The organism is Erwinia sorbitola (assembly GCF_009738185.1).
Lineage (GTDB): Bacteria > Pseudomonadota > Gammaproteobacteria > Enterobacterales > Enterobacteriaceae > Erwinia > Erwinia sorbitola.
In genome coordinates, this window is record NZ_CP046509.1 from 3,274,756 (window position 1) to 3,295,413 (window position 20,658).

Consider the following 20,658-nt stretch of genomic DNA (forward strand, 5'->3'; position numbering starts at 1 on the left):
CTAACCGACGAAGTTAGCCGTTAATTTCGTACAAACGTGTCTCACCTGCTACCACGGTGTCGCCTGCCAGCAGCGTTAAACCAGCAAAATCTTCGATATTGCTGACCACTACCGGGCTGATCATCGAGCGGGCATTGGCGTTGAGGAACGCAAGATCCATTTCCAGCACTGGCTGCCCCGCCACTACCGCAGAACCTTCCTCAGCCAGGCGAGTGAAGCCTTTACCTTCCAGCGCTACCGTATCCAGCCCCATATGCACCACAATTTCGATGCCTTTTTCGGTTTCAAGACAGAACGCATGGTTAGTATTAAAGATTTTTACCAGCGTACCGGAAGCCGGAGCCACTACCGTGGTGCCGGTTGGCAGTATAGCAAGTCCGTCACCCACCGCTTTACTGGCAAACGCTTCATCCGGTACCTGCTCGATGGCTACAACAGTACCGCTAACCGGAGCAACCAGCGTAGCAATAACGCTTTTGGCTGCATTCGGCACCGCATGTGGAGCGGGTGCGGAAGCAACAGGAGCAGCACTCACCGCAGCAGCGGCAATCGGGCCTTTGGCGATCTGTTTCTTCATCTCTTCGGCGATAGACTCCGCTTTCGCGCCGACAATCACCTGAATGGTCTGTTTATTCAGTTTGACCACGCCGGATGCGCCCAGACGTTTACACATCGCATCGTTCACGCGGGATGCATCTTTTACCGACAGACGCAGGCGGGTAATACAGGCGTCAATAACGTTCAGGTTATCTGAACCACCAATGGCACCAATATACTGACGGGAAAGCTCGCTTAAGCCCTCTTCGGTATTACTGTTAGCTTCATCTTTCACCAGCAGGTCGCCTTCATCTTCACGACCCGGGGTTTTCAGATTCATCATGCGGATCACGGCGCTGAACAACACGAAGTAAACCACAAACGCTACCAGCCCCATCACCAGCAGTAACCAGACATTGCTGCTGGCCGCTGGCAGTTTATACATTAATGCATAGTCGATGGCGCCCGCAGAGAAGGAGAACCCGGCGTGAATACCCAGTGTAGTGGCAACAAACAGACTGATACCGGTCAGGACGGCGTGGATCAGATACAACATCGGCGCCAGGAACATAAACAGGAATTCCAGCGGCTCGGTCACCCCTGTCAGGAATGCAGTCACCGCTACGGAGAGCAGCATACCGCCAACCATCGGACGACGGGCTTTTGGAGCAGCCAGATACATCGCCAGCGCGGCACCCGGCAGACCGAACATCATGATCGGGAAGAAACCGGACATAAACATACCGGCAGTGCCATCACCTGCGTAGAAGCGGTTGATATCACCGTGGAACACCGCACCGGCAGCATTGGTAAACTCACCAATCTGGAACCAGGCAATGGTATTCAGCACCTGATGCAGACCGGTTGGGATCAGCAGACGGTTAACGAAACCGAAGATACCGGCACCGAACGCGCCTTCAGAGACGATCCACTCGCCGCCCGCATGGATGGCAGCCTGTACCGGAGGCCAGATGTAGCCAAACACCGCCGCCAGCACCAGACAGAAGAAGCCCGTCGCAATAGGAACAAAACGTTTGCCGCCAAAGAAGCTCAGGAAGTCAGGCAGTTTAATATCGGCCCAGCGGTTATAGGTCATACCGGCGATCAGGCCGGTGATAATCCCCGCCAGCACGCCCATATTAACCGTAGGGTTGATGGTCACCATCGCCTTGGTCAGGATAAAGTAACCGACTGCACCAGCCAGCGCGGCAGCACCGGCGTTGTCTTTAGACCAGGTTGAGGCCACACCAATAGCGAAGATCAGCGCAAGGTTGTCGAAGATTGCTCCACCGCCCTGGGCGATAAACGGCATATTAAGTAAATCTGGCTGGCCGAAGCGCAGCATCAGTGCAGCAACAGGCAGCACCGCGATTGGCAGCTGTAACGACCGCCCTAATCTTTGAAAGAATCCTAGAATATTCACCATTTCCCCCTATGAGACCCGTTAAGGCGGCAAAAACCGTCTGTTTTTTTTCACGGCTTTTGTAATTCAGTTCGACACTACACACCACGAAACGGAGTGTAAGAAAAAATTAATTCGCTTCGCAAATTAAACGGCCATTTATGTGACTAAAATCACCTAAAAACGCATTATTGTTAGCATGTGACTGGCTAACTGCACAAACTTATTTTATGATTCGAAAAATCAAAACGGACAAATTCCTCTGCTCCGTGACGGTAATCGCGTTACGCTTACCGAAAGCGCAGACAGAGCCCCGTTTTAAACCTATATCCAACTCTGCTTATAAAATGAGGTGCAACATGAGACTGATTCCTCTGGCAACGCCAGCCCAGGTCGGAAAATGGGCAGCACGCCATATCGTTAATCGTATTAATGCGTTTAACCCTACTGCTGATCGCCCCTTCGTGCTGGGCTTACCTACCGGTGGTACCCCACTGGAAGCTTACAAACACCTTATTGAGATGCATAAAGCGGGCCAGGTTAGCTTTAAGCATGTAGTGACCTTCAATATGGACGAATATGTCGGCCTGCCTAAAGAGCATCCGGAAAGCTATCATAGCTTTATGTATCGGAACTTTTTTGATCATGTTGATATTTCGAGTGAAAATATTAACCTTCTGAACGGTAATGCGCCGGATATTGACGAAGAATGTCGCCAGTATGAGCAAAAAATCCGCGCATACGGCAAAATTCACCTGTTTATGGGTGGCGTAGGCAATGACGGCCATATCGCGTTTAACGAACCTGCTTCTTCTCTGGCTTCGCGTACCCGTATTAAAACGCTGACGCACGATACCCGCATCGCCAACTCCCGTTTCTTCGGTGGCGACGTTGATCAGGTACCAAAATATGCGCTGACCGTCGGTGTGGGCACATTACTCGATGCGGAAGAAGTCATGATTTTGGTTACCGGTCACCTTAAGGCGCAGGCGCTGCAGGCTGCCGTTGAAGGCAATGTGAACCATATGTGGACTATCAGCTGTCTGCAATTACATGCTAAAGCCGTTGTGGTGTGTGACGAACCCGCCACCATGGAATTGAAGATGAAAACCGTTAAATATTTCCGCGAGATGGAAGCTGGAAACATTAAAGATCTGTGATCATTCCTGATCGCTGTCATCATTTCAGTACGGTGCCTGCCGGCGGGGCCACTCCCCCACCGGCAGGACAAGAGATATCAGTAAGTCAGGAGAACAACTATGTACGCGTTAACCCAGGGCCGTATCTATACAGGCCATAAAATTCTCGATCGGCATGCGGTGGTGGTCGCCAATGGCCTGATTGAGCGCATCTGTCCGCTGGAGGAGCTGCCCCCAGGCATCGAAACTCGTCAGGTCGACGGAGCAATTATTGCCCCTGGCTTTATTGATCTACAGCTTAATGGCTGTGGCGGCGTGCAGTTTAACGATGATATTTCTGCAATTAGTGTAGAAACTTTGCATACCATGCAGAAAGCGAACGAAAAATCTGGCTGCACCAGCTTTCTGCCTACGCTGATTACCAGCACCGATGAACTGATGAAGCGTGCCGTTGAAGTGATGCGTGCCTGGCTGGCGCAGAACAGTCATCAGGCACTGGGCCTGCATCTGGAAGGCCCGTGGTTAAACCCGCTGAAAAAAGGTACGCATAATCCTGACCTGATCCGTTCACCTGATAAAGAACTGGTCGACTTCCTCTGTGCCAATGCGGATGTTATTAGTCAAATTACGCTTGCGCCGGAACAGGTAGACGCTGCCGTTATTCGTCAGCTGCGCGATGCCGGAATTGTGATCTCTGCCGGTCACTCATACGGCACCTACGATGAAGCCCTTGCCGGTATTGATGCCGGAGTCTCGTTTGCAACGCATCTTTACAATGCCATGCCCGCCACCAGCGGCCGCGAACCAGGCCTGATTGGCGCGCTGTTTGATTCTCCGGATGTATGGTGCGGCATTATCGCTGATGGCCTGCACGTGCATTACGCAAACATTCGTAACGCTAAACGAATTAAAGGCGATAAACTGATTCTGGTCACCGATGCCACTGCACCCGCAGGCGCTGCTATTGATCGATTCATTTTTGCTGGTAAAACAATATACTATCGCGACGGGCTGTGTGTTGACGAGAACGGCACTCTGAGCGGATCTGCGTTAACTATGATTGAAGCTGTAGCTAACAGCGTCGAACATGTAGGCATTTCCCTTGATGAGGCGCTGCGTATGGCAACACTGTATCCAGCCCGCGCAATGGGGGTAGACACTCAATTAGGGTCAATTGAAGTCGGAAAAGTGGCCAATTTGACGGTGTTTACCCGTGACTACAAAATCACCCGGACTATCGTTAACGGTAACGAGGTCTTTAGCGAGTAGATATTTAATGACCACTGGCGGCCAGGCTCAAATTGGAAATGTTGATCTAGTTAAACAACTTAATAGCGCAGCCGTCTACAGGCTGATTGATCAGCAAGGCCCTATCTCACGAATCCAGATTGCCGAGCACAGCCACCTTGCGCCCGCCAGTGTCACCAAAATCACGCGCCAGCTTATTGAGCGCGGTCTGATTAAAGAAGTTGACCAGCAGGCCTCCACCGGAGGCCGCCGCGCCATCTCCATCATCGCTGAAACCCGCGGCTTTAATACAATCGGCGTGCGGCTGGGCCGCAATGATGCCACCGTCACCCTGTTTGACCTGAGCGGAAAATCGCTGGCAGAGGAGCACTACCCGCTGCCGGAGCGTACCCAGGAAACTCTCGAAAACGCACTGTTTAAGGCCATTGCTGATTTTAGCGAACTGCATCAACGCAAATTACGTGAGCTGATTGCCATCTCCGTGATCCTGCCGGGCCTGGTTGACCCAAGCAATGGCATTATTCGCTATATGCCGCATATCAGCGTCAGCCACTGGCCGCTGGTCGCCAATCTGAAGCAGCGGTTTAACGTCACCAGTTTTGTCGGCCACGACATTCGTAGCCTGGCACTGGCAGAGCACTATTTTGGCGCATCACGCGACTGTGCTGACTCCATTCTGGTGCGTGTCCACCGTGGAACCGGGGCCGGGATTATCGCCAACGGTCAGATTTTCCTCGGCAGCAACGGTAACGTAGGCGAGCTGGGGCATATTCAGGTCGATCCATTAGGGGAACGCTGCCACTGTGGAAATTTTGGCTGTCTGGAAACCATTGCTGCCAATAGTGCCATCGAGCACCGGGTGCGCCATCTGCTGACGCAGGGTTATCCCAGTACCCTGAGCCTGGACGATTGTCATATACAATCCATCTGCCGCGCCGCCAATCGCGGCGATGCGCTGGCAGCAGAGGTTATCGAGCACGTTGGCCGTCACCTGGGAAAAGCGGTCGCCATTGCCATCAATTTGTTCAATCCGCAAAAAATAGTCATTGCCGGTGAAATTACTGAAGCAGATAAAGTGCTGCTTCCTGCTATCGAAGGCTGCATCAATACTCAGGCACTGAAAGCATTCCGTAAAAATCTTCCCGTTGTTCGTTCGGAGATAGATCACCGATCGGCAATTGGTGCTTTTGCGCTGGCAAAACGTGCCATGCTCAACGGGATCCTGCTTCAGCGCCTTTTGGAAGGTTAATTGAATGATGGACTCTGAACGCATGACGATAAAAAACGTAATCTGCGATATTGACGGCGTGCTGATGCACGACAATACAGCCATACCCGGCGCACGTGAGTTTTTACAACGTATCGTCGGTAACAACATGCCGCTGGTGGTACTGACAAATTACCCTTCTCAGACCGCGATGGATCTGTCGAATCGGTTTGCTTCAGCCGGAATTGAACTGCCGGAAAGCGTGTTCTACACCTCAGCCATGGCAACGGCGGACTTTCTCAAGCGACAGGAAGGCAAAAAAGCCTATGTCGTTGGCGAGGGGGCGCTGATTCATGAGCTATATAAAGCCGGATTTACCATTACCGATATCAATCCTGACTTCGTTATCGTTGGTGAAACACGCTCATTTAACTGGGATATGATGCACAAGGCCGCTTTCTTTGTGGCAAACGGGGCGCGGTTTATCGCCACTAATCCGGACAGCCGTGGTCATGGGTTCTCCCCTGCCTGTGGCGCACTGTGTGCCGGTATTGAAAAGATCTCTGGCCGTCAGCCCTTCTACGTTGGTAAACCCAGCCCGTGGATTATGCGTGCAGCGCTGAACAAAATTCAGGCGCACTCGGAAGAGACAGTGATTGTCGGTGACAACCTGCGCACCGATATTCTTGCGGGCTTCCAGGCAGGCCTGGAGACTATCCTGGTTCTGTCCGGCGTTTCGACGCTGAGTGACGTCGACGCTATGCCATTCCGCCCTACGTGGATCTATCCTTCCGTTGCCGATATTGACATCATTTAAGTCTTTTTAAGTTCTGTTGCCCGTTTAGCCGGGCATCAGGCCTTTTATCTGACCATTTTCTCTCCGCTTTTTGCCATTTTTTGTCGATCCAACAATAAAAACCTCCCAAAACTGAATATTCGTTAAGAATTAACGGCGGTCAACACTCTATTTTTCACCTAATGCCTAAATTACTTGCATCACCTGTCGGGTTAGCGCATTTTCTTATACATGACGCGATAACTGTCGCTTTAAACCAATATCATCACCGTAAGGTAAGTCGTTAGGGAGCTGTATATGTGTTCTATTTTTGGTGTACTCGATCTGAAAACCGATCCTGCTGAACTGCGCAAGAAAGCCCTGGAGCTTTCACGTCTGATGCGTCACCGTGGCCCGGACTGGTCTGGTGTTTATGCCGATGACCATGCGATCCTCGCCCATGAGCGTCTGTCGATCGTTGACGTGAACAACGGCGCGCAGCCGCTATACAACGCAGCACATACCCACGTTCTTGCGGTAAACGGTGAAATTTACAACCATCAGGCACTGCGCGCTGAACTGAGCGACCGTTATGAGTTCCAGACGGACTCTGACTGTGAAGTTATCCTCGCGCTGTATCAGGAAAAAGGCATCGACTTCCTTGATGACCTGCAAGGTATGTTTGCCTTTATCCTGTATGACTCGGTGAAAAACACCTATCTGATTGGCCGTGACCACATCGGGATTATCCCGCTGTATATGGGCAACGACGAACATGGCAACCTGTATGTCGCTTCCGAAATGAAAGCGCTGGTGCCGGTATGCCGCACCATGAAAGAGTTCCCGCCGGGAAGCTACCTCTCCAGCACCGACGGCGAAATTTGCCGCTACTGGCAGCGCGACTGGTTTGACTATGAAGCAGTAGAAAACAACACTACCGATGCTACTGCGCTGAAAAATGCGCTGGAAGAGTCGGTGAAAAGTCACCTGATGTCTGACGTGCCATACGGCGTGCTGCTCTCCGGAGGTCTCGACTCCTCTATTATTTCAGCCATCACCAAACGTTATGCCGCGAAGCGCGTTGAAGATCAGGATAAAAGCGAAGCCTGGTGGCCACAGCTCCACTCCTTTGCCGTTGGCCTGGAAGGTTCACCGGATCTGACCGCCGCAAAAGCAGTGGCAGAACATCTGGGTACCGTGCATCACGAAATCCATTTCACCGTGCAGGAAGGTCTGGATGCTATCCGCGATGTGATTTACCACATTGAAACCTATGATGTGACCACCATCCGCGCCTCCACGCCGATGTACCTGATGTCGCGTAAGATCAAGGCAATGGGCATTAAGATGGTGCTTTCGGGTGAAGGTGCTGATGAAGTGTTTGGCGGCTACCTCTACTTCCATAAAGCGCCGAATGCCCGCGAATTCCACGAAGAAAACGTGCGCAAGCTGCATGCCCTGCATATGTTTGACTGCGCCCGTGCTAACAAAGCCATGTCCGCATGGGGTGTTGAAGCTCGTGTACCGTTCCTGGATAAGAAATTCCTGGATGTGGCAATGCGCATTAACCCACAAGACAAAATGTGTGGCAGCAACGGTAAAATGGAAAAACACATTCTGCGCGAGTGTTTTGAGTCTTACCTGCCAGCAAGCGTAGCATGGCGCCAGAAAGAACAGTTCTCTGACGGCGTAGGCTACAGCTGGATTGATACGTTGAAAGAAGTGGCCGCAGAGCAGATCAGCGACCAGCAGCTGCAAACAGCGCATTTCCGTTTCGCGTACAACACGCCGACCTCGAAAGAAGCGTATCTGTATCGTGAAATCTTTGAAGAACTGTTCCCTCTGCCAAGCGCGGCAGAATGCGTCCCTGGCGGCCCGTCAGTGGCCTGTTCGTCCGCTAAAGCAATAGAATGGGATGAAGCGTTCAAAAACATGGACGATCCATCAGGTCGCGCTGTGGGCGTACACCAGTCCGCTTACTAATACGTTCCGGATGGTTTATCTCTTACGGGCCATTGTGGCCCGTTTTTATTTAACCGTTGCGTCTGTTAGCATCAGAATTCGTTGATTTTATCGACATCCTGGTCACAAGGCAGCCAAACAACACGATTGTGACAAAAAACGGGAAAAAACTAGTTGACGCTTTTAGGCCAACTACGCATAATGCGCCCCGCAACGCCGCAGAAGGTTACGCGAAAAAAGAAGGCTACTTAGCTCAGCTGGTTAGAGCACAGCACTCATAATGCTGGGGTCACAGGTTCGATTCCCGTAGTAGCCACCATCTTTTTTGCGCGGGAGTGGCGAAATTGGTAGACGCACCAGATTTAGGTTCTGGCGCCGCAAGGTGTGCGAGTTCAAGTCTCGCCTCCCGCACCATTTCCAACAGCGGTTTGCACGGATGGGGTATCGCCAAGCGGTAAGGCACCGGTTTTTGATACCGGCATTCCCTGGTTCGAATCCAGGTACCCCAGCCATTTTTTTAGAAGTGTGTTAGTATAGTAAAGCAGTAAAATTAGGCTACTTAGCTCAGCTGGTTAGAGCACAGCACTCATAATGCTGGGGTCACAGGTTCGATTCCCGTAGTAGCCACCAATTTTATTGGGGTGTCGCCAAGTGGTAAGGCTCTGGTTTCTGATACCAGCATTCCGGGGTTCGAATCCCTGCACCCCAGCCATATTTAGACGGCTGGTAGTACGAGTCGCAAAGAAAAAGACGCCTGGTTCGCCAGTCGCATAAAAATTGGGGTGTCGCCAAGTGGTAAGGCTCTGGTTTCTGATACCAGCATTCCGGGGTTCGAATCCCTGCACCCCAGCCACAAAGTAAAAAAGCCCGCGCAAGCGGGCTTTTTTACGTCTGTCGTTTGGTCACTGCTCAAAAAACTTAATGGCTGTTTAAAAACCACAATAAGTGCGTGAGTTGTGAGCTTTGCCCGTCACGCGCCATTCCTGCCGCGTGACGAGATCGATTACAGCCCTAACGCGTAACGCAGCGCCTGCCGTTTCAACGCCCCGGAACGCTGCGCCACAATCAGCCCCAGATTACGCAGCACTTTTAACGGTGCCGCCTGATTGCTGAAGGTGAAATAGAACAGATCCATGCCGGTTTGCATCAGCAGATTATCTTTCAGACGTTTACGCTGATAGCGCTGTAATACCGCTTCTGATGCCCAGTCTTCCGCACGCAAACGCGACTCACTTAACACGCTGATTAATGCATCAACATCGCGGTAGCCAAGATTAACGCCCTGCCCTGCCAGCGGATTAATGGTGTGGGCCGCATCGCCGACCAGCGCCAGACCGGACTGCACATAGCGCGTGGCGTGGCGACGAACCAGCGGGAATGATCCGGCAGCAACCGGCGTAACGCGGCCGAGGCGCGCCGGAAAATGCGCCTGAATCTCCTTCTGGAGCTGAGGCATCGTCATCCCTTGCAGCTGGCGAATCCGCGCCGGGCTGTCATACCACACCAGCGAAGCCCAGCGGTCGAACAGCGGCAGGAAAGCTCGCGGCCCCTCCGGCGTAAACTGCTGCCAGGTAGTGTCGCCGGCATCCTGTTCACAGCGCACGCTGATCAACATACAGGACTGCGCATAGTTCCAGCCGTGAATACCGATACCCGCTAACTGACGTACCTGCGAATTAGCGCCATCGGCCCCCACCACCAGCCGGGCGGTCAACGTCTCGTCATTGTCCAGCAGGAGCTGCCAGCCGTCGTTAACCTGCTTTAAATCACGCAGACGGGCCGGACAAAGCAGCTCAACCGGCTGCTGCTGCAAACGCTGCCACAGCGCACGCTGCAACACGCTGTTTTCCACCATATAGCCCAGCTCAGGTAAACCGAGCGACTCCGCATCAAATGCAACATGCGCAGTTTGCCACTCCCAGGTCTCCAGTTTGCGGTAAGGGGCACAGCGCATATCCAGCACCGCAGGCCACACTTCCAGCTGCTTCAGCAGCGCCACGGAAGCGGCGCCAATGGCCGAAATCCGCACATCAGGATGGCCTGATGCGTCAAATGCCGCCGGCGCTTCCTGTTCCAGCACGGCCACCTGAAAACCCTGCTGCGTCAGCCCACTCGCCAGCGCGGCACCTACCATGCCGCCACCAACGATGGCCACATCCACTTTATGCTTTATTTCCGTCATTTTTTTTCCTTCTCCGGCCGTATCACGCGTGCTGTGCAACTACACCTCACCGGCAGAATTCTGTTATCCTGATCGTCCGTAAGTGTACCGGATTTTTCTGCGACATACAGAACACCGGCCTCACTGGCAGCGAAGCACAACAATACGCGCCCCGCACTTCTTTCTGCATGACAAATGGCAAGTCGATGACAAAAAAACTACATATCAAAACCTGGGGCTGTCAGATGAATGAGTACGACTCATCCAAAATGGCAGACCTGTTAAACAGCACCCATGGTTACACCCTGACCGATACGGCGGAAGATGCCGATGTCCTGCTGCTTAATACCTGTTCAATTCGTGAAAAGGCCCAGGAAAAAGTTTTCGCTCTGCTTGGCCGCTGGAGAAAACTGAAGGAGTCAAACCCAGACGTCATCATCGGTGTTGGCGGCTGCGTGGCCTCTCAGGAAGGCGACCAGCTGCGCCAGCGCGCCAGCTGTGTGGATATCGTCTTTGGCCCGCAAACCCTGCACCGTCTGCCAGAAATGATCAACACCGTGCGCGGCACGAAAAGTCCGGTGGTGGATGTCAGCTTCCCGGAAATTGAAAAATTTGACCGGATGCCTGAGCCACGCGCGGAAGGGCCAACCGCATTTGTCTCGATTATGGAAGGCTGCAACAAGTATTGTACCTTCTGTGTGGTTCCCTACACGCGCGGAGAAGAAGTCAGCCGCCCTTCAGACGATATCCTGTTCGAAATCGCCCAGCTGGCCGCCCAGGGTGTACGTGAAGTGAATCTGCTTGGGCAGAATGTTAACGCCTATCGCGGTGCAACCTTTGACGGCGGTATCTGTTCGTTCGCCGAGCTGCTGCGCCTGGTCGCGGCGATTGACGGCATCGACCGTATCCGCTTCACCACCAGCCACCCGATCGAATTCACCGACGATATCATTGATGTCTACCGCGATACGCCAGAGCTGGTGAGTTTCCTGCACCTGCCTGTACAGAGCGGCGCTGACCGTATTTTGACGCTAATGAAGCGTGCGCATACGGCGCTGGAGTATAAAGCGATCATTCGTAAACTGGTTGCTGCCCGTCCGGATATCCAGATGAGTTCAGACTTTATTATCGGCTTCCCTGGCGAAACCCAGGCAGACTTTGAGCAGACCATGAAGCTGGTAGGCGAAATCAATTTTGATACCAGCTACAGCTTTATCTATTCAGCGCGGCCGGGCACCCCGGCGGCCGACCTGCCGGATGACGTCTCCGAAGAGGAGAAAAAACAGCGCCTGTATATCCTGCAGGATCGCCTCCACCAGCAGGCCATGGCCTGGAGCCGCCGTAAGCTCGGCACCGTACAGCGTATTCTGGTCGAGGGCACCTCACGTAAAAATGTGATGGAGTTATCGGGCCGAACTGCCTGTAATCGCGTGGTGAACTTTGAAGGCACCCCTGAGCACATTGGAAAGTTCGTCGATGTGGAAATTGTCGACGTCTACGCTAACTCTCTGCGCGGTATTTTCGTGCGTGGTGAAGAGCAGATGGATCTGCGCACTCTCGAAACCCCCGCCTCCGTCATTGCGCGTACGCGCAAAGAGAACGAGCTGGGCGTCGGCACCTTCCAGCCCTGATCCCCCGATAATTGCGGCGTGCCTTCCGGGTTCGCCGCACGATTTCATTGCGCTACACTTGCTTTCTGACTGACGCGCCCAAATATCCACCCAGACGCTTGCAGCTTTTCGTGCTGCCATAAATAATTCGTTTACCGCGCTCAAGCCCGGACTGTCATCCATTTATCAACCTGGCCCTGTGTGACCCAAAGGATTAGTTTGAATATTGAAACACGTGAAGTAACGCTGGAACCCATCGATAACGCCCGGCTGTTGAGCCTGTGCGGCCCGTTTGATGACAACATCAAACTGCTGGAACGCCGACTGGGTATTGAGATCAACCGCCGTGAAAATGCCTTTAAGATGGTTGGACGCGCACTGAGCGTTCATGCCGCCGTGGATATTCTGCGTCATCTTTATGTGGATACTGCGCCCGTGCGCGGCCATATCCCGGATATCGATCCGGAACAGATTCATCTGGCAATTAAAGAGAGCGGCGTGCTTGAACAGACTGCCGACAGCGTGCCCGAGTTTGGCAAAGCGATTCATATCAAAACCAAACGTGGTGTGATTAAGCCGCGTACGCCGAATCAGGCACAGTATATCGCCAATATCTTCGACCATGATGTTACCTTTGGTATCGGCCCTGCGGGGACAGGTAAAACTTATCTGGCGGTCGCTGCCGCAGTGGATGCTCTTGAACGCCAGGAGATCCGCCGCATTATGCTGACACGCCCTGCGGTTGAGGCCGGTGAAAAACTCGGCTTCCTGCCTGGCGACCTGAGCCAGAAAGTTGATCCGTACCTGCGTCCGCTGTATGACGCCCTGTTCGAGATGCTTGGTTTCGAACGCGTCGAAAAGCTGATTGAACGTAATGTGATTGAAGTTGCGCCGCTGGCCTATATGCGTGGCCGTACGCTGAACGATGCGTTTATCATTCTGGATGAGAGCCAGAACACCACCATCGAACAGATGAAGATGTTCCTGACCCGTATTGGATTTAACTCAAAAGCGGTGATCACCGGTGACGTGACGCAGATTGACCTGCCGCGTAACCTGAAATCCGGCCTGCGCCATGCTATTGAGGTGCTGTCTGATGTGGATGAACTGAGCTTTAACTTCTTCCACAGCGAAGACGTGGTGCGCCATCCTGTGGTTGCGCGCATCGTTGTTGCATATGAAGCCTGGGAAGCTGCCGATCAAAAACGGCGCGATACTCAGGCCGAAGAACGTAAACGTGAAGCCCTCGCTGCCCAGCAGCAGGCCTCACAGGAGAACAAATGAGTAATGTGATTCTGGATCTGCAACTCGCCTGCGAGAGCGAACAGGGACTGCCGGCTGAAGCCGATTTTCAACGCTGGCTGGAGGCGGTGCTTCCGCAGTTTCAGCCAGAGAGTGAAGTCACCATCCGGGTTGTTGATGAAGCAGAAAGCCATGAGCTCAATCACACCTATCGTGGTAAAGATAAACCGACCAACGTGCTGTCGTTTCCGTTCGAGGCCCCTCCGGGCATTGAGCTGGCGCTGCTGGGCGATTTAGTTATCTGCCGGCAGGTTGTGGAACAGGAAGCCGCAGAGCAGGAAAAAGCGCCTGAGGCCCACTGGGCGCACATGGTGATCCACGGCAGCCTGCACCTGTTGGGTTATGATCATATCGAAGACGACGAAGCCGAAGAGATGGAATCGCTGGAGACCGAGATAATGCTTGCTCTTGGCTATCCCGATCCGTACATTTCGGAGAAAGAATAAGTACCTGGCCTGTACAGCCTGCAAAGAGTGCCCCGTGCATTCAGCTAACTAAGCTGTACCGGCCATCACGCCTGCGCCTCCACCGGGCAGCCGATTTCCTAATAGAGAGACAAACTCAAAAACGCCATGAGCGATGACCATTCACAAAACAATGACAGTCCCAGTAGCAAAAAGGGATTTTTTACGCTGATTCTCAACCAGCTGTTCCATGGTGAGCCGAAAAACCGCGATGATTTGCTGGAGCTGATCCGGGATTCTGAGCAGAATGACCTGATCGACCCGGACACCAGGGATATGCTGGAAGGCGTGATGGATATCGCCGAGCAGCGTGTACGCGACATCATGATCCCCCGCTCCCAGATGGTCACGCTGAAGCGTAACCAGACCCTGGAAGAGTGCCTGGCGGTGATTATTGAATCGGCTCATTCGCGCTTCCCGGTAATCAGCGAAGACAAAGACCATGTAGAAGGCATCCTGATGGCCAAAGATCTGCTGCCGTTTATGAGCAGTGAATCTGAGCCGTTCAGCATGGACAAGGTGCTGCGTCCTGCGGTTGTGGTTCCGGAAAGCAAACGCGTTGACCGGATGCTGAAAGAGTTTCGTTCACAGCGCTATCATATGGCGATTGTGATTGACGAATTTGGTGGCGTCTCCGGCCTGGTCACTATCGAGGATATCCTTGAGCTGATCGTGGGTGAAATCGAAGACGAATACGACGATGAAGAAGATCGTGATATTCGCCAACTCAGCCGCCACACCTATACCATTCGCGCCCTGACGCCAATTGAAGACTTCAACGAGGTCTTTAACACCCACTTCAGCGATGAAGAAGTGGATACGATCGGCGGTCTGGTTATGCAGGGCTTTGGCCATCTGCCAGCACGCGGTGAAAGCATAGAGATCGATGGTTACCAGTTTAAAGTCGCGATGGCAGACAGCCGTCGTATTATTCAGGTTCACGTCAAAATCCCGGAAAATTCGCCGCAACCGACTCTGGAAGAGTAACCGACTTATGGCAATTGCCTCATTATATCAGCGCCAGCGGGTTCGCCTGCTTTTAGCGCTAATCACGGGTGCCATTGGCACCCTTTCTTTCTCCCCTTATGATTTCTGGCCCGCGGCATTAGTCTCGCTGATTGGCCTGCAGGCGCTGACACTCAGCCGTACCACTCGCCAGGCCAGCGCCATCGGCTTCGTCTGGGGTATGGGCCTGTTCGGCAGCGGCATCAACTGGGTTTACGTCAGCATCGCCACCTTTGGCGGTATGCCAGGCCCGGTCAACGTTTTCCTGGTAATACTGCTGGCAGCTTACCTCTCTCTTTATACCCTGCTGTTTGCCGCCCTGCTCAACCGCCTTAGCCCGAAAACCACGCTGCTGCGCCTCGCCCTCGCTGCGCCGGTATTGTGGCAAATCACCGAGTTCCTGCGCGGCTGGGTGCTGACAGGATTTCCGTGGTTACAGTTTGGCTATAGCCAGATTAATGGCCCGCTGAAAGGCCTGGCTCCGCTGCTGGGCGTCGAAGGCATCACCTTCCTGCTGATGATTATTGCCGGGCTTGCCGTCTATGCGATGCTTAAACGTCGCCTGGCCGCTGGTATTGCAGCTCTGGCACTGCTGCTGCTGCCGTGGCCGCTGCGTCAGATTAGCTGGTTCCAGCCGTTACCCGAACGTGCGGTAGAAGTGGCGCTGGTGCAGGGGAATATTGAGCAGTCGATGAAGTGGGATCCGGATCAGCTGATTAATACGCTGAAAACCTACACCGCTCTCAGCCGCCCGTTTGTAGGTAAAGCGCCGATAATCATCTGGCCGGAATCAGCGATTCCTGATCTGGAAACCCGTCAACAGCCATTCCTGAAGGCGATTGATGAGCAGCTGCGCTCTGGTGGCAGCAGCCTGGTCACCGGAATTGTTGATTCACGCCTCGAAAACAATCGCTACCACGATTACAACTCGATTATCGTGCTGGGTGAATCACAGCCATACAGCTATTTGAGCAAAAATCGCTACCAGAAAAATCACCTGGTGCCGTTTGGCGAGTTCGTACCGCTGGAAACACTGCTGCGGCCGCTGGCACCGTTCTTTGACCTGCCGATGTCATCTTTCAGCCGTGGTGACTACGTACAGCCGCAGCTTCAGGTCGCTGGCTACAACCTTACCGCCGCCATCTGCTACGAGATTGTGCTGGGCCAGCAGGTGCGAGACAACTTCAGGCCGGATACCAACTTCCTGCTGACCATCTCTAATGATGCCTGGTTTGGCCACTCCATTGGCCCCTGGCAGCATTTACAAATGGCGCGTATGCGCGCACTGGAGCTGGGTCGCCCACTGCTGCGCAGCACTAACAACGGTGTGACGGCAGTGGTTGGTGCTGATGGTGATATTGCGCAGATTATTCCGCAGTTCAAAGCGGAAGTGCTGGCGGCAAAAGTAACGCCAGCCACCGGACTAACGCCTTATGCGCGTTTTGGTAACTGGGGTATCTGGGCGATCTCATTGCTGTTTGCTCTGACAGGTCTGTTCTGCACCTGGCGTTCACGCCGTTCATAACTCCACCCGGGCGAGGCATGCCTCGCCCTGCATTTTAATCCTCACATCCCCCCACAGCTTATGCTGCATTTCTGTTAAAAAACCGCCGTTGGCACGATGATTGCAAAATATTTCCGTGAAACGTGTGTCAGCCCGATAACAAGTCGATACGAAATCGCTCCCGCACCGCCATGGCGCAGTAACTGCACCCTTGCGAAGCATTGCGGATAAAACCGCACTGAATTGGTGCGGCGCACCTCGCAAAAAAGAAACTTTTTCGTATCACGCCATTAACATTCAGCTATGTTATTGGGGAAAGGCACCGCTTATAAGTCTGAATAAAACAGATAACTAGCAGGAAACACACATCACATCATGTCGGCGTAAGTTTATTGCGCGCTACAACTGCAAAGGAGTTGGAAAATGAAATTACGGAAACTGGGGCTTTGCCTTGCACTGGCTGGGTTAGCCTCCGGTATAGCTCAGGCTGAGGATGCAAAACCACAGGCCGCTGCTGATGCACAACAGCAAGCGTCTACCCTGGAAAAAATTGCCAAAAACGGCGTAATCGTCGTTGGCCACCGTGAATCCTCCGTCCCGTTCTCCTACTACGACAACCAGCAGAAAGTGGTGGGTTACTCTCAGGATTACTCCAACGCAATTGTTGACGCTATCAAGAAAAAACTGAACAAGCCTGACCTTCAGGTTAAATTGCTGCCAATTACCTCTCAGAACCGTATCCCGCTGTTGCAGAACGGCACCTACGATTTCGAATGTGGCTCGACAACCAATAACCTTGAACGCCAGAAACAGGCCAGCTTCTCTAACAGCATCTTCGTAGTGGGTACGCGTCTGCTGGTGAAAAAAGGCGGGCCAGTTAAAGACTTCGCCGATCTGAAAGGCAAAAGCGTCGTTGTCACCTCAGGTACCACCTCAGAAATTCTGCTCAACAAGTTAAATGAAGAGAAGAAACTGGGTATGCGCATTATCAGCGCGAAAGATCACGGTGACTCTTTCCGCACTCTGGAAAGCGGCCGCGCGGTCGCGTTTATGATGGATGATGCCCTGCTGGCAGGCGAACGAGCTAAAGCGAAAAAACCGGCCAACTGGGAAATTCTCGGCACCCCTCAGTCTCACGAAGCTTACGGCTGTATGCTGCGTAAAGACGACGGCGAGTTTAAAAAGCTGATGGATGAAACCATCGCGCAGGCGCAGACCTCTGGCGAAGCCACTAAGTGGTTCGACAAATGGTTTAAACAGCCAATCCCACCAAAAAACATGACCATGGACTTTGACCTGTCTGATGACATGAAAGCCCTGTTCAAAACGCCTAACGACAAGGCAATGAATTAATAAAGAAAAAACACGCAGAGACGTTCGCGTGTCAACAGGGCGGTGCGCCGCCCTACGATTGTTGAAAACAGGCTCGGACAGACACAGTCAGGCGGACAGGGCTTAAGCCATGCAGCCTGGCGAAGATGCAACGCGGTCGTTCCCCGCTGCGCATATTAAAAATAATCGCAAGAATTGAGTAGCTGGAAAGCCGCTCAAAGAAGGAGATTATTTGAGCCTCTCATCAATCTTCAGGGTAGCGTCTGCTACCCTTTTTTTCCGGAGTATTTTATGTCTATTGATTGGAACTGGGGAATATTCCTGCAAGAGGCCCCATTTGGTAACACCACCTATCTCGGCTGGCTATGGTCTGGCTTTCAGGTCACCATCGCCGTCTCCGTTTGCGCCTGGCTCATCGCTCTGTTAGTTGGCTCCCTGTTTGGTATTCTGCGAACGGTTCCTAACCGCCTGCTTTCCGGCCTCGGCACCTGCTACGTTGAACTGTTCCGTAACGTGCCGCTGATTGTGCAATTTTTTATCTGGTATCTGGTGGTACCGGAACTGCTGCCGGAAGGTATCGGCATGTGGTTTAAATCGGAAATCGATCCGAATATCCAGTTTTTCACCTGTTCGGTGCTGTGTCTCGGCCTGTTTACCGCAGCCCGCGTCTGTGAGCAGGTGCGCGCCGCTATTCAGTCCCTGCCCAGCGGCCAGAAAAATGCCGGCCTGGCAATGGGCCTGACGCTGCCGCAAACCTATCGCTATGTACTGCTGCCGAACGCCTACCGGGTGATTGTGCCGCCAATGACCTCAGAGATGCTTAACCTGGTCAAAAACTCAGCCATTGCCTCCACTATCGGGCTGGTTGATATGGCCGCGCAGGCCGGGAAATTGCTGGACTACTCCGCACACGCCTATGAGTCGTTCACGGCAATTACCCTCGCCTATATCGCCATCAATGCGGTGATCATGCTGTTGATGGGGCTGGTTGAGCGCAAAGTCCGTCTGCCGGGGGGCAAATAATGTACGAGTTTGACTGGAGTACCATTGTTCCCAACCTGCCTTATTTATGGGCGGGTATGGTGGTTACGCTGAAAATTACCGTCACTGCGGTCATCTTCGGTATCGTCTGGGGCACCCTGCTGGCGGTTATGCGCCTGTCATCATTCAAGCCCATCAGCTGGTTCGCCAAAATTTACGTCAACCTGTTCCGCTCTGTTCCGCTGGTAATGGTACTGCTGTGGTTCTACCTGGTGGTGCCGAGCTTCCTGCAACAGGTACTCGGGCTGTCGCCGAAGACGGATATTCGTCTTATCTCCGCGATGGTGGCATTCTCACTGTTTGAAGCGGCCTATTACTCAGAGATTATCCGCGCAGGTATTTTGAGTATCGCTCGCGGTCAGGGCAACGCCGCGCTGGCGCTGGGCATGACCAACTGGCAGGCGATGCAGCTAATCATCCTGCCGCAGGCGTTTCGTGCCATGGTGCCGCTGCTGCTCACCCAGGGCATCGTCCTGTTCCAGGATACATCACTGGTTTACGTTCTGAGCCTCGCGGACTTCTTCCGTACTGCCGATACCATCGGCGTGAATAACGGTACTGAAATTGAAATGGTGCTGTTTGCCGGTGCGGTTTACTTCGTTATCAGCCTGAGCGCATCACTGTTGGTCAGCTATTTAAAGAAAAAAAGGACTGCTTAAATGATTACCCTGAAAAATGTTTCTAAGTGGTATGGTCACTTTCAGGTGCTGACCGACTGCTCAACCGAAGTGAAGAAAGGCGAAGTTGTGGTGGTGTGTGGCCCTTCAGGCTCAGGGAAATCGACGCTAATCAAAACGGTGAACGGCCTTGAACCTATCCAGAAGGGGCTGATTGAGGTAAACGGCACTGCGGTTAACGATAAGAAAACCAATCTTGCACAGCTCCGCTCTAAAGTCGGTATGGTATTTCAGCATTTTGAGCTGTTCCCGCATCTCTCGATCGTTGAGAACCTGACGCTGGCACAGGTAAAAGTGCTGAAACGTAATAAAGAAGAAGCGCGACAGAAAGGCCTGAAACTGCTGGAACGTGTGGGACTGGCCGCTCATGCCAATAAATTCCCCGGCCAGCTCTCCGGCGGTCAGCAGCAGCGCGTGGCAATTGCCCGGGCGCTCTGTATGGATCCCATTGCAATGCTGTTCGATGAACCGACATCGGCGCTGGATCCGGAAATGATCAATGAAGTGCTGGATGTAATGGTTGAACTGGCGAATGAAGGCATGACAATGATGGTGGTCACCCATGAAATGGGCTTCGCGCGCAAGGTAGCAAACCGGGTGATCTTTATGGATGAAGGAAAGATTGTTGAAGATTCACCGAAGGATGAGTTCTTTAATAATCCGCAGTCGGAACGCGCCAAAGACTTCCTCGCCAAGATACTGCATTAACCCGAAGGGGTCGGTATGCCCGCCCCCTGCATTCATTATTTTCCCCGGAGCCAGGATTGGTTTACGGCTCAAACGGCTGACGTACAAACTGGTCATGGTTGCATTCCGGGCAGCGTGTCAGCACCTCTGGCGTATAGATCGCCCGGGTAAACTGACACTGTTCACAGACAAGATTACCCAGCCCTACCACCTCGCCACTTTGGTAGACACCATGGTGGTTCAGATCCTGGAAAACTTCGCGCCACTCCAGCTGGCTCTTATCGGTGATATCTGCCAGCTCTTTCCACAGGCTCTGACGGATTACCCGCATAAATACGCTGTCGCTGAGTTCATCCTGGTTTTCCGCATAGCTGCGGGCAAACTCTTCCAGATCGCGGCGCACAGCCCGACTGACATCATCAATTTCACTACGGGTTAACTCTCCCCGGTTTTGCATTCGCTGACGGGCGCTCTCCACCAGAGCGTCGATGTCGCGTTCTCCACGCTCAAGGCGTTGAGTCATGGAGGAGACCAGCTCACGATAATACTGAGCAACCTTGTTCATAGACACTCCTTATTGATAACGAAAGCGTTTCTCCTCATTC

The 20,658-nt window shown here is 53.0% G+C and carries 17 protein-coding genes and 6 tRNA genes; 20 read left to right on the forward strand and 3 right to left on the reverse strand.

The window, feature by feature from the left end; all coding sequences use genetic code 11:
• Positions 1-13: 13 nt before the first annotated feature.
• Entirely contained in the window at positions 14-1,960 is a 1,947-nt protein-coding gene (nagE, locus tag GN242_RS14775; RefSeq protein WP_156288288.1) for a PTS N-acetyl glucosamine transporter subunit IIABC, read from the reverse strand.
• A 338-nt stretch (positions 1,961-2,298) separates the two neighbouring features.
• Here nagE and nagB point away from each other — a divergent pair, with 338 nt between their 5' ends.
• The 11 genes from nagB (at position 2,299) to GN242_RS14830 (ending at position 9,123) form a co-directional block, all read left to right on the forward strand.
• Positions 2,299-3,099, forward strand: coding sequence for a glucosamine-6-phosphate deaminase (gene nagB / locus GN242_RS14780; RefSeq protein WP_154752135.1), 801 nt, complete (start codon positions 2,299-2,301; stop codon positions 3,097-3,099).
• Positions 3,100-3,198: 99 nt separating this feature from the next.
• Complete coding sequence (gene nagA / locus GN242_RS14785; protein ID WP_154752136.1) at positions 3,199-4,347, forward strand: N-acetylglucosamine-6-phosphate deacetylase; 1,149 nt, start codon at positions 3,199-3,201, stop codon at positions 4,345-4,347.
• A gap of 7 nt (positions 4,348-4,354) precedes the next feature.
• Complete coding sequence (nagC, locus tag GN242_RS14790) at positions 4,355-5,575, forward strand: DNA-binding transcriptional regulator NagC (protein ID WP_156287741.1); 1,221 nt, start codon at positions 4,355-4,357, stop codon at positions 5,573-5,575.
• Positions 5,576-5,597: 22 nt separating this feature from the next.
• The gene (locus tag GN242_RS14795) at positions 5,598-6,350 is read left to right on the forward strand and encodes an HAD-IIA family hydrolase (protein WP_154752534.1); all 753 of its coding nucleotides are present in this window, start codon (positions 5,598-5,600) and stop codon (positions 6,348-6,350) included.
• Positions 6,351-6,626: 276 nt separating this feature from the next.
• A complete protein-coding gene (asnB, locus tag GN242_RS14800) occupies positions 6,627-8,291 on the forward strand; it encodes an asparagine synthase B (protein WP_156287742.1) in 1,665 nt (554 codons plus the stop codon).
• Between the two features lie 221 nt (positions 8,292-8,512).
• A tRNA-Met gene (locus tag GN242_RS14805) sits at positions 8,513-8,589 on the forward strand.
• A 10-nt stretch (positions 8,590-8,599) separates the two neighbouring features.
• A tRNA-Leu gene (locus GN242_RS14810) sits at positions 8,600-8,684 on the forward strand.
• Between the two features lie 23 nt (positions 8,685-8,707).
• Positions 8,708-8,782, forward strand: a tRNA-Gln gene (locus GN242_RS14815).
• 41 nt (positions 8,783-8,823) lie between these two features.
• A tRNA-Met gene (locus GN242_RS14820) sits at positions 8,824-8,900 on the forward strand.
• Positions 8,901-8,907: 7 nt separating this feature from the next.
• A tRNA-Gln gene (locus GN242_RS14825) sits at positions 8,908-8,982 on the forward strand.
• Positions 8,983-9,048: 66 nt separating this feature from the next.
• Positions 9,049-9,123, forward strand: a tRNA-Gln gene (locus tag GN242_RS14830).
• Positions 9,124-9,273: 150 nt separating this feature from the next.
• Here the strand turns inward: GN242_RS14830 and ubiF are convergent.
• Entirely contained in the window at positions 9,274-10,452 is a 1,179-nt protein-coding gene (gene ubiF, locus GN242_RS14835; RefSeq protein WP_154752139.1) for a 3-demethoxyubiquinol 3-hydroxylase, read from the reverse strand.
• A 185-nt stretch (positions 10,453-10,637) separates the two neighbouring features.
• Here ubiF and miaB point away from each other — a divergent pair, with 185 nt between their 5' ends.
• The 9 genes from miaB to GN242_RS14880 all read left to right on the forward strand — a co-directional run bounded on the left by miaB (position 10,638) and on the right by GN242_RS14880 (position 20,074).
• A complete protein-coding gene (miaB, locus tag GN242_RS14840; RefSeq protein ID WP_154752140.1) occupies positions 10,638-12,062 on the forward strand; it encodes a tRNA (N6-isopentenyl adenosine(37)-C2)-methylthiotransferase MiaB in 1,425 nt (474 codons plus the stop codon).
• A 198-nt stretch (positions 12,063-12,260) separates the two neighbouring features.
• Positions 12,261-13,325: a PhoH family protein gene (locus GN242_RS14845; protein ID WP_156287743.1), complete on the forward strand. Its 1,065-nt coding sequence runs from the start codon at positions 12,261-12,263 to the stop codon at positions 13,323-13,325.
• The gene (ybeY, locus tag GN242_RS14850; protein WP_154752142.1) at positions 13,322-13,789 is read left to right on the forward strand and encodes an rRNA maturation RNase YbeY; all 468 of its coding nucleotides are present in this window, start codon (positions 13,322-13,324) and stop codon (positions 13,787-13,789) included. Before GN242_RS14845 ends, ybeY begins: the two co-directional genes overlap by 4 nt.
• A gap of 126 nt (positions 13,790-13,915) precedes the next feature.
• Entirely contained in the window at positions 13,916-14,794 is an 879-nt protein-coding gene (corC, locus tag GN242_RS14855; RefSeq protein ID WP_154752143.1) for a CNNM family magnesium/cobalt transport protein CorC, read from the forward strand.
• A gap of 7 nt (positions 14,795-14,801) precedes the next feature.
• Entirely contained in the window at positions 14,802-16,337 is a 1,536-nt protein-coding gene (gene lnt, locus GN242_RS14860) for an apolipoprotein N-acyltransferase (protein ID WP_154752144.1), read from the forward strand.
• A 402-nt stretch (positions 16,338-16,739) separates the two neighbouring features.
• Positions 16,740-17,669, forward strand: coding sequence for an amino acid ABC transporter substrate-binding protein (locus GN242_RS14865; RefSeq protein WP_154752145.1), 930 nt, complete (start codon positions 16,740-16,742; stop codon positions 17,667-17,669).
• A 270-nt stretch (positions 17,670-17,939) separates the two neighbouring features.
• The gene (locus tag GN242_RS14870) at positions 17,940-18,671 is read left to right on the forward strand and encodes an amino acid ABC transporter permease (protein WP_154752146.1); all 732 of its coding nucleotides are present in this window, start codon (positions 17,940-17,942) and stop codon (positions 18,669-18,671) included.
• On the forward strand, positions 18,671-19,348 hold the full coding sequence (gene gltK / locus GN242_RS14875) for a glutamate/aspartate ABC transporter permease GltK (protein WP_154752147.1): 678 nt from the start codon (positions 18,671-18,673) through the stop codon (positions 19,346-19,348). Before GN242_RS14870 ends, gltK begins: the two co-directional genes overlap by 1 nt.
• Positions 19,349-20,074 (forward strand): amino acid ABC transporter ATP-binding protein, encoded by a 726-nt coding sequence (locus GN242_RS14880; RefSeq protein ID WP_154752148.1) that lies wholly within the window; start codon positions 19,349-19,351, stop codon positions 20,072-20,074.
• 61 nt (positions 20,075-20,135) lie between these two features.
• On the opposite strand, the gene GN242_RS14885 is transcribed toward GN242_RS14880, so the two are convergent.
• Positions 20,136-20,618, reverse strand: a complete 483-nt coding sequence (locus GN242_RS14885; RefSeq protein WP_154752149.1) for a zinc ribbon-containing protein — start codon at positions 20,616-20,618, stop codon at positions 20,136-20,138.
• Positions 20,619-20,658: the final 40 nt, after the last annotated feature.

Coding starts and splice junctions, on each gene's coding strand:
- gltK (WP_154752147.1), top strand. CDS start 18,671: ATGTACGAGTTTGACTGGAGTACCATTGTTCCCAACCTGCCTTATTTA.
- nagB (WP_154752135.1), top strand. CDS start 2,299: ATGAGACTGATTCCTCTGGCAACGCCAGCCCAGGTCGGAAAATGGGCA.
- ybeY (WP_154752142.1), top strand. CDS start 13,322: ATGAGTAATGTGATTCTGGATCTGCAACTCGCCTGCGAGAGCGAACAG.
- ubiF (WP_154752139.1), bottom strand. CDS start 10,452: ATGACGGAAATAAAGCATAAAGTGGATGTGGCCATCGTTGGTGGCGGC.
- GN242_RS14795 (WP_154752534.1), top strand. CDS start 5,598: ATGACGATAAAAAACGTAATCTGCGATATTGACGGCGTGCTGATGCAC.
- GN242_RS14880 (WP_154752148.1), top strand. CDS start 19,349: ATGATTACCCTGAAAAATGTTTCTAAGTGGTATGGTCACTTTCAGGTG.
- lnt (WP_154752144.1), top strand. CDS start 14,802: ATGGCAATTGCCTCATTATATCAGCGCCAGCGGGTTCGCCTGCTTTTA.
- GN242_RS14865 (WP_154752145.1), top strand. CDS start 16,740: ATGAAATTACGGAAACTGGGGCTTTGCCTTGCACTGGCTGGGTTAGCC.
- miaB (WP_154752140.1), top strand. CDS start 10,638: ATGACAAAAAAACTACATATCAAAACCTGGGGCTGTCAGATGAATGAG.
- nagA (WP_154752136.1), top strand. CDS start 3,199: ATGTACGCGTTAACCCAGGGCCGTATCTATACAGGCCATAAAATTCTC.
- corC (WP_154752143.1), top strand. CDS start 13,916: ATGAGCGATGACCATTCACAAAACAATGACAGTCCCAGTAGCAAAAAG.
- GN242_RS14870 (WP_154752146.1), top strand. CDS start 17,940: ATGTCTATTGATTGGAACTGGGGAATATTCCTGCAAGAGGCCCCATTT.
- asnB (WP_156287742.1), top strand. CDS start 6,627: ATGTGTTCTATTTTTGGTGTACTCGATCTGAAAACCGATCCTGCTGAA.
- nagC (WP_156287741.1), top strand. CDS start 4,355: ATGACCACTGGCGGCCAGGCTCAAATTGGAAATGTTGATCTAGTTAAA.
- GN242_RS14885 (WP_154752149.1), bottom strand. CDS start 20,618: ATGAACAAGGTTGCTCAGTATTATCGTGAGCTGGTCTCCTCCATGACT.